This window comes from Microbacterium sp. P5_E9 (assembly GCF_054049175.1).
The window spans coordinates 87,369-102,246 of the sequence record NZ_JBFUMV010000013.1 but is presented as its reverse complement, the minus strand read 5'-3'; the positions used below and the strand labels follow the sequence as shown (position 1 = coordinate 102,246).

The window sequence follows — 14,878 nt, the reverse complement described above, 5'->3', positions numbered from 1 at the left end:
AATCGGGTAAGCGACTTCCCCCAGCCGGTCACGGCGGCCCGCGCGCCCATGGTTCCGACGCCGGGGTCGTAATAGACCAGCTGAGCGTCACTCTTCTCAGCAACCTGATAAAGCCGCGTCACGGCGGTCGCGCCGGTTTCAGGCTCGTTGCTCGTGCCGTCAAAGCAGATCACAAGATTCCGTGGAGGCGGGCTCGAGTCCAATGGCGCGCCAGAATCTGAGTGATCATCCCCGCGGCTTGCCATCATCACCGACTCCTTCAGAGTCCCATGAACCGTCCCACCACGACATGGTCGGTGATATAGGCCAAACCGCCACGCGTTCGCGAATCGCCGCTCAGTCGGGCGATTCGTGCTCAGCGTAGCGGGTGCTTTCACGTCCGCGGGGTTCGGTGGCGGAACATGCGGCGGAGTCGAGGCCGGCCATGATCGCGTCCCTCAGGGGGCAGGTCTCGGCGCGCTTCGCCGTAGGGCCGGGCCCACGCCACCCCTCTGGGGGAGTACAGAGTGTTCCGCGAGGGCGACTCGGCCTGGTGCGCCCGGATTGAGCGGGTTCCGGTGCTCGCAGCGCCCGGTGCCCTTTGCCGCCCACTCCTTCGCAGATCTTGTGCCGCCTAGCGTTACGCGGCTGTTATGCGTCACACTCGACATCGATGAGCCTTTTCCATTTCGATGGAGGGGAACGGACGAGGTGGGTGGGGGCTCAGATGTCCAACACGGTCGAATTCTCCGAGCGGCCGGACGCACCGCGCACCCACATCACCCTCCGCCTGATCGCGCAGGACCCGTCCGTGACGGGAGACGACCGCAAGATTCTCACGGCGAGCGTCAAAGTGCCGTGGTCGCGGATGGAGGACGGGCCGCGTGGTGCCCGCTTCCACGTTGTCGACTTCGACCCCACCACCGGCAGGTACGACAAGCATCCTGCGCTGACGAATGAGGACGCGTTCGCCAAAGCACCTGATGAGGTACTGCTGACGGACCGATCGTTCCATGCTCAGCAGGTGTACGGCACCGCAGCAAGGACACTCGCCACATTTGAGTCGGCGTTGGGACGACGACTCTCGTGGAGCTTCGGTGGCCATCAGCTGTATCTCGTGCCGCACGCTTTTCCCGAGGCTAACGCCTACTACTCATCTGATGACCACGCAGTCCTGTTCGGGTACGTTCCCAACGGAGACGAGGACGAGGCGCCGGTCTACACGTGCCTGAGCTACGACGTCATCGTCCACGAGACGACTCACGCCATCCTGGACGGGTTACGTCGACGGTTCCTGGAGCCGGGATTGCCGGATCAGGCCGCTTTCCACGAGGGGCTCGCCGACATCGTGGCGCTGCTCTCAGTGTTCTCCATGCAACCGGTCGTGGAACAGGCACTCGGGCCGCCTACCGACGGGGGTCGACTCGCAGAGTCCCAGGTCGAGCCAGCCAAACTCAGGGACGGTGTGCTGACCAGCGTCGCAGAGCAAGTGGGAAGCGTGCTGACCCAAGGTCGGGGCCCCCTGCGTAAGTCGGCGATGGACCCACCGCCTGCTGACTGGGCTCGCCTGCCGGAGTTCGCAGAACCGCATCGGCGCGGCGAAGTCCTCGTCGCTATCGTGCTTGAGGTGCTGGTGGACATCTGGTCTGCCCGCCTCACCGCGTTGTTCTCCACGTCGGGCACGGGCGCAGCCGTCACCGTTGACCGAGCCCGCGCAGCGGAGGAGGGCGTGAAGGCCGCAACTCACCTGCTAACCATGCTGATCCGAGGCCTGGACTACCTGCCCCCGGTCGAGTTTGAGTTCGCTGATCTGCTCGATGCCGCGCTGCTCGCCGACGTCGAGGTGGTCCCCGACGATGACCTCGGCTACCGTCAGCTCCTGGTCCAGAGGTTCGCCGCGGCGGGGATCACCCGGCCGCGCGACCGAGTGAGCGATGTGCTCGAAGCAGAGGTGGCACCTCACTACCTGGGGATCAATCAGGTGTCATTGCGCAGCAACCGCGACGAAGTGTTCCGGTTCCTTTGGCAGAACGCGCTCCGCCTCGATGTGCCCACCAATTACTTCACTTCCATCGAATCTGTCTTACCCACCCAGCGGATTGGGGTGGACGGGCTGATCATCGCCGAGTCGGTAGCCACATACGTGCAGATGATCGAGATGACCGCGGGAGAGTTCGTCCGCATCTCAGAATTGCCACTTCCCGACGGAGTGAAGCCGACAACCTTGGTGCAACTCTTCGGCGGCGGAACTCTCGTGTTCGATCAATTCGGGAGGCTGAAACTGCACATCTATAAGCGAATCGACGATTGGCGGCGTCAGCGCCGTCGGATCGAATACCTCCAAGCGAGCGGCCAGCGTGATACCTCAAAGCGAATCGGCTTCGCCGATGGTTCCGCCCGTGGACAGGCCTTCGCTGAACTCCATGACACCAGCCTGAGATCCGGGGAGTCATGGTGAGCGCGCCCACCCGAGTGCGAGTCCGGATGTTTCAGGTGGGCTTCGGAGACTGCTTCCTGCTATCCGTCGAGTACGACGCGCCGCTCCCGGATGGTCGGGCAGAGCGGCACCTGCTCTTCGACTTCGGGTCGAGCCGTCGGCCCCGTGAGGGACGGGCGTCCGGCGAGATGTCCGACGTGGCGAAACTGATTCAGCAGCACACCCATGGTGTTCTCGATGTGCTCGTCGTCACCCACCGCCACAAGGACCACCTCTCCGGTTTCGCCGATGACGCGGCGGTGAACATCATTCGAACACTCGCCCCCAAGCGGGTACTTCGACCCTGGACTGAAACGCCAGATCTGGAACCTACCGCGGATGCCCCCGCGGGCGATGCGATAAACCCGCAACCCGGTGCCGATCCCGCATCGAAGCGCTACTTGAAGGGCCTGGCGGACGCGCAGGATTACAGCGACACGCTTGCAGGGGATGGCCGGCTCGACCTGGACGAACCTGCGGGCGCGGGAGACCGGCTGAAAAACGCCGCCGCTGTCCAGTTCCTCAATGAACTCAGCGGACCACCAAGGGGCGGCTACCTCTATGCGGGTGCCGACGCTGGCCTGGATGAGTTAGTCCCCGGACTTGCTGTGACGGTGCTCGGACCACCGACCGTCCAGCAGGATGTGCGCGTAAGCGGACAACACGCCGACGATCCGGAGTATTGGATGACGAGGCTTAGCGCCTCATTGAGGGTCGCCGCGGACAGTGTCACCTCGAACCGGAACGATACGCGCGGCCGGTCCCTCGGGCCCGGCCCGGTGCGGTGGCTGGTGGAACGACTCGCCGCGCAGCGGTCGCACTCCGCGGCACGTCTTGTCCGCGATCTCGATGACGCGTTGAACAATACGAGCATCATCCTCCTCCTCACGATCGGCAAGCTGTCGATGTTGTTTCCCGGAGACGCCCAGATCGAGAACTGGCAATACACTCTCGAACGCTTCGCCGACGACCAGTCCGACCTCAAGGCCAAGCTCGCTGGGATCGACCTGTACAAGGTCGGTCATCACGGCAGCCGCAACGCCACGCCGCGCACCCTCTATGATCTCTGGGCCGATCGACCCGACCACCTACCGCGGATGACGGCACTCATGTCGACCCGTGAGGGAGTGCACGGAAAGACCGAAGCGACAGCAGTTCCACGCGAAACCCTCATTACTGCATTGCGTCAGGTGGCCGAACTGCACTCGACCGATGACCTGAATCACGGCGAAGAGTTCATCGAGATCGTCGCCGACGTGACCGGCGGGCCATTCGCGCGAGTCTAGATTTGACCGCAGGGCCCCGCGTCGAGGCGTTCCGTCAAGGAAATTGCTGCGGAGTGGGGGAGTACAGAGCTCAATGGTGGAACTGATCCGTGCTTGCCGCGAGCGCGTCGGCGGATGCGACGCAGGGGATCGGTGACGCCACTGCACGCGGATGACTAGGCGGTCCGTCACCGCAGTGTGGTCGTGGAGGCACGCACGAGACGGACGGCGCCGGCGGCGAGCGATCGCAGCCGCCCCCGGCTCATGGAAGGATGTGCCAAAGCCGTCCTTCGTGTCGAGGTGAGGTGGGTCACCGTGGTCGCGATGTCGGCTGCTTGCCTGCCAGCGCAGGGTGCATCCGCCAGCAGACCTTGGGGACGGTCTCGTGTCCGAGCCCTGATGAACCATTGCGGCTAGGTCGCCTTCACAGGGATCTCATGAGCGAGTAATACCGGAAAGTGCAGATTGTCGACGGCTTCGATCAGCGACTCCTGACAATCAAGAGTTGGGGTGTCACCTTCGCCCTGGCGACGCTGGGTTCGGCTTTCAGCAGGGCCACTACGGACTGTTCCTCGTCGCCGCGATCGGAGCCTTGGCGTTCTGGATCATCGAAGGCTCGGTCAAGTCTCACCAGATCCGCAACTACCCCCGAATGGCAGAGATCGAGGTGATCGCGTACGACCTGTTCGGCCGCACGACCTCTCGTGGACACGTATCTTTCACCACTGATCGACTGGAGCTTCTACTCGTCTTGGAGACGCCGCGGCAGTGGCCAGACGGACGAGAACCCGAATCGTCCCGCGCCCTGGGGAGAACAGGGCTCGGTGAGGTATCGATGGATCATCTTCTACCCGCATGTCGCGCTGCCGCACGCGATCGTCGTCATCGTCGGGCTTGCGCTGTTCTTCGTCGGAGTGGCCGGTGGATTTGGCCCGATCGAGTTGAAAGACCGTGGCGAATGCTGGCGCGTCCGCGCGACTCCATGTTCTAACCCCGATCATGCCCAATCGGGTAGGGCGCTGATGTGTCCGAGCACGCAGCGCTCTCGGCCCAGCCCGGTTCCCTCGCCGGAAGTGGCGGAGCGGGGAGCACACACCTGCAACCCGTCGACACGCGGAGAACAGGATAGCTACGGAGGACTTGCAATCACTCCTGGTGCCCCGCGGCGACATCTCCGCGACGAGCCTGAGTCTCCAAGCCGCTGACGAGGCGGTGAGATTCCTGACGATAGAGCAGGGTGGGACAGGGACGCTTCGGCAACCGAGCGAGCATGTGGTGGCGGCTGTCGGGGTTGGAGCGACGCTCCCGACGGCAAGGGGCATCCACTGCGCGGACGACGACTCGCGCTACCGCGCGGCGGTGGTCGCCTCGGACGAGATCGCTGTGTGAGCGTCAGCGGCCGAGTTGGCCGAGCGGGTCGAATCGGGTCAGCAACTGACGACCGACGAGGCCGACGGTACCAGCGAGAGACTCCTGGGTGAGTTCCTTCACGACTGGGATGTCGCGCACAGCCCAGAGCGCAAGCGTCGACGCCCACGCGGCGTCCCTCGCCTTCTCCATGGAGAAATTTGTCATCAGGTCGGCCAGCGGCGACAGAGGAGCACCGTATTTCACGACGGTTTCGTCGAGGAACTTCTGGCGGATGGGTCGCACACGCTCGGCGAGCACCTGGTTGATCTTGACGAAATCTCCGTGGACGCTGCCCGAGTCGGGTGACCGACTCAGCTTTTGGCACGTGCGTACGACCGCGATCGCAAGGTCGTGATTGATGTGCGCGTTCATGCCGGCGAGCGCGAACTGCAGGGGGAACAGACGCTCGGAGCGGCACTCCACGAGCGGAGCCCATACCTTCGAGGCCTCGCGGCCCGCTGCGATGTCTCGGGGCACGTCAAGGAAGAGGTCAGCGAAGGTGACGTCGAACGCCTCCATGAACTTCGGGTCTCCAAAAGTGCCATCCGCCACCCGGACGGYCACCAGAGCAGTCACATCTCGATATACGTCGGCGAAGATGCGGATGCCATCCGCGCGCGGCAGCGGGGCGCGCACGCGATCGAGCTCGCGGACGACCTTCCCAATGGGAGAGGACTGATCGACCTTGACGGGCGTCGTCATGCCGCCACCTTAGTGGTAGGCCGGATGCTGAGCACCTGCGATCCACCGCCGCCCAGGGCCGATGTGTCGATCCAGTTGCATACGATCCCGATTCGTTCGAGATCACCCGGGCTCTTCCCATCGGGATAACCCCTGCTGAGGATGTCCGTTATCCGTGCGGCAGTCCCGCATGTGGCGGGATGCTCTTGACGATTTGCCGTCCTACCAGGAATATCAGCATCAAATGACGCCGACCATCGTGGGCGCCCAATTACTCTGGGGGCAAAATGGCAAACATGGCGGCCGCGAGCGAACCCGCGAAGGCGCAATTCGAGAATCTTGCTCCGGATCAGCAGAAGGCGGTGGTTGAGGCAGTAAACCCGGGCCTGCTAGCACCCGGCCTTGGTGTCGTGGTCAAGAGCMCAGCCGCGCGGCGATGGATCTACAGCACGTATGCGTTTCTCGCGATCGCTGTCGGGGCGATCGTCGCGGGTTTCGGGGTGACGGGTGTCTTGCCGGCGTGGCTCGAAGCGGCGCAAGCGGTCATCGCCTACCTCGCAGTTCCGATCGGCGGGTTGGCGGCGGTCAACACAAACAGGAACTAGCTGTAGCTCGCTCGGCGGCGAATACTTCGCGGAGGTGATATCCGGCGAGCGGTCCGCCGAGGAGCTTCACGCGTGTCGTTGAGTCAGTCACGCCACCCACAGCACGTTCGTTCGACGCCAACCATATGGTCCTCTTCCTGTGGCTGTACACACGACTCATCAGCCGGGGTCATTGACACTCCTTTACCCCCGTGGGACCCTGAGCGCGTTGGGGGATCCGCGCGTTGGCCCAGGGAGTCCTATTTGGACTTCCTTCGACCGCCGAGTGTTAATCCATCGGCGCGCGCCCGATCAGAGCGTCCCGGATCTCGCGGCCTCTCGCGTCGAATAGTGACGCCCACCAGCATCCGCATTTGCGCAGGAAACCAAACCAACGGAGCTACGCCATGGCCGAAAACATCGGGACCGTCCGCCAACCTCTTGTGGCCGGGGTCATCGTCAGAGACGAGCTCATCGAGGATTTTGGGTTGCTGGCGTATGGGGATGGGAGCGGCTCGTGCAGCGCATCGCTGTTGCGCAACGACTGGGTCGTCTCTGCGGCCCATTGTGTCGAGCTCACAGACGCGGCCGGCAATATGACTCCTGATCCGACCCGGCCTGGCCAGAACATGCTCAAGCCGATCGCCAGCATGACCCTTACCGCCGGCTGGGATTCAGCCCAGACGCGGCAAGCGGTGCGGGTCGTTACCTTCCGTCCTTACGACATTGCTCTGGTCCAGCTCGCAGCACCGTTCACCGTGCATGGATCCACAACCGGCTACCAGCGTCTGGTCTTCCAGGGTGGTCAGTTCCCGCTTTTCGGGGACCCGCGCGGGGCGCACCTGCTTGTCTTCGGGCGAGGGATCTACCAGTTCGCCTCGGGGGAGGGCGCAGCCGCGACTCCGTCACTTCTGGACGGCAAGTATCGAATGGGCTACGCAAGAGTCAACCGCAACGATGGCGAGCTCTACTGGTATCCGAGCGAGAACGGCCAGATGATCGCCGGCGGCGACAGCGGCGGTCCATCATTTGCCTGGGTGCTTGGCGGATATGCGTTGGTCGGAGTTCACGCGTTAACGCGCGCCAACTATGTGGCGGGCAAGCCGTCCACGGGGTGGATGTGGGTGACCTCGACTCCGGAGGGTGCCGACGCTCCGATCATGCCGGTCTGGAAGCAGATGTGGCAGATCATGGGCCCCCCTCAGTCTGCTCCTGACATGCGTGAACCGTTCCCGCCCACCGGCAACGTCGGAACGTTTGCCGCTTCGCCGCCCGACTTCCAGCCGATGTGGGTTTACGCAGTCCAACCCAACGGTGAACTTGTCTGGTATCGCAAGGACTCCAACGCGGCGGTCTGGCAAGGTCCGCGCACCGTCGGCGTGGGCTGGAATGGCCTCAAGGACGTGATCGCTGCGGGCGGGAACAGGTTCTACGTCCTCACCTCTGATGACAAGCTGATGTGGTTTCAGCATGACGGCTTCAACTCGGGTGAGTTCAAATGGAAGGGCGGCATTGAGGTCGGCCATGGTTGGTCCTTCAAGCGGATCTTCGCTGGCGGTGACGGGGTCATTTACGCAATCCGGGACGATGGCAAGCTGTTTTGGTATCGCCACCTGGGCTACCGGGACGGAAGCAACCAATGGAGCGAGGCGAAAGAAGTCGGCTCGGGTTGGGGTGACTTCAAGGACGTGTTCTCCCTCGGCGGCGGTGCCGTCTACGCCGTTCAGGCCGACGGCACCCTTCTGCTGTACCAGCAGAAGGGTTTCGAGACAGGCGCCAAGGACTGGTATCCGCCACGAGGGGTCGGTACGGGCTGGAATCAGTTCCAGCAAATCGTCCCCGTCGGCAATGGAGTCATCCTGGGCATTCGTCCCGACGGGGCTCTGATCTGGTACAAGCACCTAGGAATGACCGACGGTGGCGTGGGATTTGGGCGGCTGAAGGACCGGTGGGAGACGGCTGTAACCATCGGCTCCGGATGGCAGCACTTCGCGAAGGTGTTCGCGATCATGCCAACAACGCCAGATCCCGTTCGCTGACGTTCGCGCGATTGCAACGAGAGGCGCCCCCGCTACCGAGTCGCCTACGCACCGCATGGCGGCCGTCGACGCGCTGACATCGTTCGCGGTGAGACGTGAGGGATCACTAGGCGAGTATTGGCTATTACTGTGTCCGTCGGCGTCGGGCAGGAATCGAAAACGGAATCGGAAGGCGTCGTCGTCGAGCGGGATCAAATAGGTGGACGCGTTGGGCGACCACAGGTCCGGGACGAGAAAGAGATAGTCGCCCCGCGGACAAGGAGGCGGCGGCCGTGATAGCGGTAGCGGAACTGCGCTCCTTCCTCCTCGGCGCTCACTCCGCGCGCGAGCTTCCTGACCGGATCACGTTGAACAAGAACAACATGCAGGAGCACGGCGCCGACCTCGACGCGTTGCGTAAGCGGGTGCACATCACGCTCGTGCACGACATCGGTCACTAATTTGGGCTCGACGATGCCCGGCTGCAGGAGCTCGGTGGGCATATCACGCCGCCACCTCGGGCAGCGGGGCGCATGGATGGCGGGGTGCCGGGCCGTGCCCGCTCAGCGCCGCGCAGCCGCGTCCAGACCCGATCGTGGAGAGCGCGCAGTGAGGTGATGAACGACTCCGCTAGCCCGCACCGGGTCCTCTGACGGATTTGAGGACGCATCTCGACGAGGCACCTGATTCTGTCTGGTGTGGCCGAACGTATGGCCCGCGCGATGAGATGCACGATGACCGTCCCATAACTGCGATGGGTGGCCGACGCTGAGGTCGACCGAGGGGAGGCAACCGCGCTCGCGTGGCGTCGATCGCCCGCGCCGTGGCGACGCAGACACTCGATGCGTCACCCAGAATTCCATCGATTATCGACTCGTGAAACCCCCGAGATGGCCCGATGGCGAACGAAGGTCGTGTCGGTCAATCGTGTAAACCCTCTGGGCTTCGAGGTCCGAGTCGACTAAAATCTTGGTGTGTGATTCGCGGTCGGCAGGCTGACGCATTATCCGCCGCGAGTGGCACGGAGCAGGCACGACCTGCGCGCCGACATAGTTCTTCCGCATGATTTCCCCGCTCTTGACTAGGACTGGGACTTCTGAGAAAAAGCCCTGATCAGAGGATAAAAGTACCTCGCAGTTCCGATCGGCGGGTTGGCGGCGGTCAACACAAACAGGAACTAGCTAGCTTTTTCGGTGGTGAATACTTCGCGGAGTTGTCTGGCGAACTGTCTTGTAGGGCTTCATTCGCCACCACCACATCGAAGAGAGAAGGCCCATGCCCGTCCGCCTCCGCGGGATGTGCGCGCGGACTAGGACGTCACGTGTGTTTGCCAGGCGCTGATTCACTGATCCGTCGGAGGGCTGTGCTCGAGATCTGCTCATGCTGGATGTCAAGCCGAGGCGCGGCCCAGGAGTGGTCGCTGTAATCTGCGCCGCGATGAGGACCGTGCGCGGTTCCTGTCCTTGATCGGGCCCCGTGCCAACGGGCACGACTCGACACCGAAATTTGCCCGTGCAATGTATGGGCTTGTCGCCCTACCGCCGAGAGGGCTTGACCGTCGCGTGCGAGGTCCGCCATCATTGCCTCAACCTCGGGTACGGGGAGCAACGTTGGGGGACGATGCCACGATCGAGGAATCCGATCCACGGCGGCGCGGTCACGCTGGCCGTGATGATGGTGTTCTGCATGTTTGCTTTCGCAACGCCGTCGCAGGCGTCAGCGGCGGAAATAGATCCGTGTGAGCTCCTCAAGTCGATCGAGGCTCCCTCGACGGCGTCACAGATCCGCGAGGCCGAGCGACTGCTGGAGGATGCCGGTCAGCCGACGGATTCGGCCACAATCCTCGCGTGCCTGGTCGAGCCCAAGACCCCGGCAACGTCTGTAACTCCGAAGGACTTCGGTGAGTGGTGGGCACAGTTCCAGAAAGACGTGCTCACGCCGATCACAGCGATGGTCGCGTTCTGGGCTGCCTTCGTGTTTGCGCTCATTGCGCTAGGGAGGATCCTCGCGTTCGTTCCGCCGTTCCGGGATCCGAAGCGGGGTGAGTTTCAGCACCGGAGCACGCGGCGCCTTGCGGTGGGCATCGGACTAGCGCTCTCCGTCGTGGTGCCTTCCGCGGTCATGCTGCGAGGGGTCTGGCTCATGCAGGGAGGCGGCCCGAAGGCACCGTACACTCCAGATGCACCCTTCGCCCCGCAGTTTGCGGCGGCGCTTGCGACTTTCGGCGGCGGCTGGTGGTTCTTCTTCCTGGTGCTGTCGGTGTTCGCGATCTGGGTTTGGTCGTTCGTCTTCGCGTCAGCGCCCCGGGTGACGCTCAACCTCAAGGGCAGCGACGACGGCAAAGGCCTCGATTCCAGCCAGCTCATGGCTGCCATCAACGGTCTTGCCGGCGGGAAGAACCGAGGAATAGAGATACCTGTTGGCACCGACTTGACAACAGCTGCCGAGGGGGTTGCCGAACTGTCGGACAACACCTTTGTCAAGGTGGTTCAGGCAACGCTTCGCGCGATCTTCGGTACGACTCCCTGGGTACTTTCGGCCGAGAACGAGTCAGACGACGCGGTGTCGATCACGATCTCGCGAAACGGCAAGCTGATGACCGCCAAGCGGATCCGAGTGGCAAAGCCACATCCGCTCGCGGGGATCGACGAAGTGCCAATTGCCGAACGTCTCGCGGCTCTGGTAGCGGGTGAGCTCGTGGCCACACTACGAACCCGGTACCGACCCGAGTTCGACCCCAAGCTCTATGGCGCCACCGATGGTCAGGCCATTGGTCTGCATTACCTCGCGAGCACGACGCTCGCCGCTTCTGCGGCATCTCGCGCGAAGGCCGTCGAGATTCTCGAACTCGCGCTCACGCTCGATCCGAGTAATCGCGCGGTATGGGCGACCCGGGCGAACTTCGTCTACCGCAACCCGGCGATCCACCTCGCTGGCGATCGAGGCCCGCATGAGAGCTATCGCCGTGCACTTCTCGCGGCGATCGAGAACGAACTCGCCCGACTCCCGCATGTGGATGATCCGCAATGGATCCCGCAGATCGACGACGGTTTCGGCCCGGCGCTCATTCCGACGGCGGCCCGCAACATTCCAGAGAAGTCGCTTCTGGCCAACGGCCTCTTGCCGCGTCTACTGCAGGCGTACGCCGCAGTGGAGGCGAATCTTGCTGCACTGGGCGATATCGAACTCATCGACACCGAAATCCGCATGCGCCGCCTGAGGATCCGGGTGCAGTCAGTCAAGCGCACCGACGAGTCGAGCGTGACGAGAGCGCGTCGGCGGCAGTTCCTCCTCATCGACGAGTTCCGTCGCGCGCGAGAGTTGACCGGCATCCCCCCGATATTGCGTCTCCCACCATTCGGTCAGGAGAAGAAGGCATGGGAGGAACGGGCGAATCGGCCTGAGCCCGGCGTCCTCGCTCTGCGTCGTCGGTTTGATTGCGAAGATGCAGCCCTCGCGGTTTCGGGCGACTTCGCCCACGACCCCGATGTGGCCTATGCGTTAGCGTGCTACCGATCGGCCAATTGGTGGTTGGCGGCCCCTCAGATGGAGGAATGATGTCGGAACAACGGGAGCCTTGGGACAAACTGACGGCGGCCGCCACCGCCGTCAGGGACGCAGCCACCAAACTCGCGGAAGCAGCGTCGAGGCCGCTTCATCCCCAGCGTCCCGACGATGACCTGGCGCCTATCACCGCAGACGCCGCTCGGGCCGTGGCTGCGGCATCCGAAGTGCTCGTTGCGGTCTGCGCTGAAGCGCCCCATTTGCCGGAGAAGGTCGACGAGGCCGAGCGCAAGTCCTCCGCCGCCAGCACAGTACTTGAGACCAAGCGAGCGGAACGGGCGGCAGCGGCAAACGCCGACCCAGCGGCGACCGCCGACAAGATCGCCGAACTGAAGCGGGCAGTCGACACGGCGAATGCCGAGCGGGATGCCGCGTCGGCGCGTTACGCAAACCTCAGGGTGAAGCGCGACGGAGTGCTCGGCACTGCGCTCGCGAGCGCTCAGATCATCGGGGAGTCCGCTGACGCCGCGATTCAGGACGCACGGCAAATGGTTGCGATCAACGGGAAGTCGGAGGAGACCGTTGCCCTCGCAAGGCGGGCGAATAGGCTCGCAACGGCGGTCCAGGCCCAGTCGGATCTGGCGACGATCATCTCCTCCCTGCGCGCACTGCTCACAGTTGCCGCGGTCAGCCCCGGCGTGCGGGAGTGGTTTCCCGTCGACCCTGAAATGTCAGCGATCAGTAATACCCCCGTCGTGCCGGCCACGATGACCGCGCCGCCCGAGGAGCCCGCCAGCCCGCAGGACCCGACGAAGGAAAGCCTCGAGAACCTCTTAAAGAAACTTCTCGCCCATCTCGCCCAGTAGGTCACCGATGCTGGCGTGCTCCGAGCCGACACCGCCCCGGATGGCGCTGTGGCGAGGTGTCGCGTCGCCCGAGGTATCCGCGGTCCCGCCGGCGGTTGACCACGCTGTGAGGCGGTCTACCACCGCCCATATGCCGGTCCCTCCGAAGGACACTCTGTCGCCCGTCCAGGGGAGGTCTCAGCGGGTGAGTACCCCGTCGACGCGACGGGGTATGCGCAGGGGATTCACGTCGTGAAGTTCGTCAGGCAGCAGTTCGGATGGAGCGGATTGGTACGCCACCAGGCGCAGGAACCGGCGCAGCGCCGTAGGACCGACAGAGGTGTCCGTAGATGTTGATGCCGGCCACGGGCCGCCATGGTTCTGCGCCCAGGTGACGGCGACCCCCGTTGGCCATCCGGCGAAGAGGACCCGGCCGGCGAATCCGACGAGCCGGTCCGCCATTGTCCGCGTGACCTCGTCCGTCTCGGAGTGAACCGTCGCGGTGAGGCTCCCGCCCAGGCTCTCGGCAAGTGCCAGCGCATCGTCGATCGATTCGTATTCGACGAGAAGAGTCGTCGGGCCGAACGGCTCGTCGAGCAGCGCAACGGATGCCCGCACGGTCTCCAGGTTGGCTGCGTAGACCACCGCCGCCGCGCCAAAGTCCTGCGGTTGAGGCGAGGCGCCGGCAACAGTGCGGACGCCCGGGATCCCACCGATCTGGCTCATCCCTTCGCGGAACGCGTCTTCGATCCCGGCGGTGAGAAGCCTGCCGGAGGCCGGAGCGGTCGCGAATCCGTATGGCCACGTCGTCCACTCCAGATCCAGTGAAAGGACGCATCACTATTCGCCGGGCGCTCCTCGCGCTCGCAGCCACCGTTGCACTCGTGTTCGCCGGCTCCGCACCCGCTCTTGCCGGCGGCAGCCCGCACTTCATCAAGAACGCCACCACCGCGTCAGTCGAGGGCACGTCGCTCGTCGTCCAGTTCAAGGAAGCGGGCCTCTCATCGGGCGCCGTCGAGGACGTGCAGGTCACCGCTCATGTTGTTGCCGATTACCAGTGCATCAACTGAGGCGGAAACAACCCGAACGATCCCAAGAAGGCCACCATCAACTCGGATGTCTCCGAGAGCGGCGTCTTCACAGCCGGTCAGAACGGCAACCTCGTCGGCTCGCTGTCGGTGAGCGTTCCGGCTGCCGCAACTGTGCTCGATTGCCCGAACGGGCAGACCGCAACGCTGGTCTCGTTCGAGTGGTCGAACGTAAGCGTTGAAGATCTCACGAGCGGTGCATTCCTCGCCATCAAGGGCACCTTCAGCGGCTGATTACCGAATCGACCGGGCCCGCCCGTCACCCGAGACCTCGACTGGCCATCGAGGTCTCGGGTCGTCGAGGTGAGGGAACATCCGCAAGCAGTCTGGTCGGAGGGCTCCTTGATCCCCACTACCTGCAGTCAGCTGATATGGCGCCGGAGTCGCCAGCGGAGGGCGATGAGTAGTTGACGCTAGTCGTCGACCGCGCGTAAGCCGATCCTCGGATGTACGCGACTGCGTGTCCGCCTGCCAACCGATCCGCTCAGGGCATCGTGCTACGCAATACCCGAGCGATCAACTGAGCGATGGCTGTCCGGGATCTGACGATGTGAGATGGCTTGCGATCGACGGCCATGGTCGTGTTCAACTCGTTGGTGCAGTTTACGGTCGACAATCGATGCGCCACTGATTGTTCAACGGTTATCGACTCCAGAACCATCGAGGTCGCGGGCTCGGACCATTCCCGTACTGCTTGGTTCCAACACTTCGTGTGAGTCAGCCAGGCTTGACACCTCTGGGCATCGAGGTCCGCGTCGACTAAAATCTGCTGTGGGATTCGCGGTCGGAAGGCTTACGCAGTTTCTGCCGCGAGTGGCACGCAGCAGGCACGACCTGCGCGCCGACCTGGTTCTTCCGCATGATTTCGCGGTTCGCGACGAGGACTGGGACTTCTAGAGTCCCCCAACTCGGACGGCTCCAACGGGCCCACCTTGAGCCCCGGATCTGCAGAGAACTGCAGGTTCGGGGCTCTTTTCGTGCCTCCGCATTGAGACAACGGAGGACATCAGGGACAGCATGGCCCAGAT

Annotated in this window: 12 protein-coding genes; 9 read left to right on the top strand and 3 right to left on the bottom strand. The window is 63.7% G+C overall.

What is annotated here, in order from left to right; translation table 11 throughout:
- Window positions 1-248 (bottom strand): phospholipase effector Tle1 domain-containing protein (locus ACXJ3V_RS15090; RefSeq protein WP_457101147.1); only part of this gene is annotated, 248 nt, incomplete at its 3' end.
- A gap of 458 nt (window positions 249-706) precedes the next feature.
- Here ACXJ3V_RS15090 and ACXJ3V_RS15085 point away from each other — a divergent pair.
- On the top strand, window positions 707-2,437 hold the full coding sequence (locus ACXJ3V_RS15085) for a hypothetical protein (protein WP_457101146.1): 1,731 nt from the start codon (window positions 707-709) through the stop codon (window positions 2,435-2,437).
- 176 nt (window positions 2,438-2,613) lie between these two features.
- Window positions 2,614-3,741, top strand: a complete 1,128-nt coding sequence (locus ACXJ3V_RS15080; protein WP_457101145.1) for a hypothetical protein — start codon at window positions 2,614-2,616, stop codon at window positions 3,739-3,741.
- A 1,371-nt stretch (window positions 3,742-5,112) separates the two neighbouring features.
- On the opposite strand, the gene ACXJ3V_RS15075 is transcribed toward ACXJ3V_RS15080, so the two are convergent.
- Complete coding sequence (locus ACXJ3V_RS15075; RefSeq protein WP_457101144.1) at window positions 5,113-5,832, bottom strand: DUF5995 family protein; 720 nt, start codon at window positions 5,830-5,832, stop codon at window positions 5,113-5,115.
- A gap of 275 nt (window positions 5,833-6,107) precedes the next feature.
- Here ACXJ3V_RS15075 and ACXJ3V_RS15070 point away from each other — a divergent pair, with 275 nt between their 5' ends.
- The 5 genes from ACXJ3V_RS15070 to ACXJ3V_RS15050 all read left to right on the top strand — a co-directional run bounded on the left by ACXJ3V_RS15070 (window position 6,108) and on the right by ACXJ3V_RS15050 (window position 12,783).
- Window positions 6,108-6,416, top strand: a complete 309-nt coding sequence (locus tag ACXJ3V_RS15070; protein ID WP_457101143.1) for a hypothetical protein — start codon at window positions 6,108-6,110, stop codon at window positions 6,414-6,416.
- A 386-nt stretch (window positions 6,417-6,802) separates the two neighbouring features.
- Complete coding sequence (locus ACXJ3V_RS15065; RefSeq protein ID WP_457101142.1) at window positions 6,803-8,434, top strand: tachylectin-related carbohydrate-binding protein; 1,632 nt, start codon at window positions 6,803-6,805, stop codon at window positions 8,432-8,434.
- Between the two features lie 272 nt (window positions 8,435-8,706).
- Entirely contained in the window at window positions 8,707-8,874 is a 168-nt protein-coding gene (locus tag ACXJ3V_RS15060; protein WP_457101141.1) for a metallopeptidase family protein, read from the top strand.
- A 1,159-nt stretch (window positions 8,875-10,033) separates the two neighbouring features.
- Window positions 10,034-11,971, top strand: coding sequence for a hypothetical protein (locus ACXJ3V_RS15055; RefSeq protein WP_457101140.1), 1,938 nt, complete (start codon window positions 10,034-10,036; stop codon window positions 11,969-11,971).
- 155 nt (window positions 11,972-12,126) lie between these two features.
- On the top strand, window positions 12,127-12,783 hold the full coding sequence (locus ACXJ3V_RS15050) for a hypothetical protein (RefSeq protein ID WP_457101139.1): 657 nt from the start codon (window positions 12,127-12,129) through the stop codon (window positions 12,781-12,783).
- A gap of 177 nt (window positions 12,784-12,960) precedes the next feature.
- On the opposite strand, the gene ACXJ3V_RS15045 is transcribed toward ACXJ3V_RS15050, so the two are convergent.
- Window positions 12,961-13,488, bottom strand: coding sequence for a hypothetical protein (locus ACXJ3V_RS15045; protein WP_457101138.1), 528 nt, complete (start codon window positions 13,486-13,488; stop codon window positions 12,961-12,963).
- Between the two features lie 98 nt (window positions 13,489-13,586).
- On the opposite strand from ACXJ3V_RS15045, the gene ACXJ3V_RS15040 reads away from it, so the two are divergent.
- A complete protein-coding gene (locus tag ACXJ3V_RS15040; protein WP_457101137.1) occupies window positions 13,587-13,832 on the top strand; it encodes a hypothetical protein in 246 nt (81 codons plus the stop codon).
- A 108-nt stretch (window positions 13,833-13,940) separates the two neighbouring features.
- On the top strand, window positions 13,941-14,084 hold the full coding sequence (locus ACXJ3V_RS15035; RefSeq protein ID WP_457101136.1) for a hypothetical protein: 144 nt from the start codon (window positions 13,941-13,943) through the stop codon (window positions 14,082-14,084).
- Window positions 14,085-14,878 lie beyond the last annotated feature (794 nt).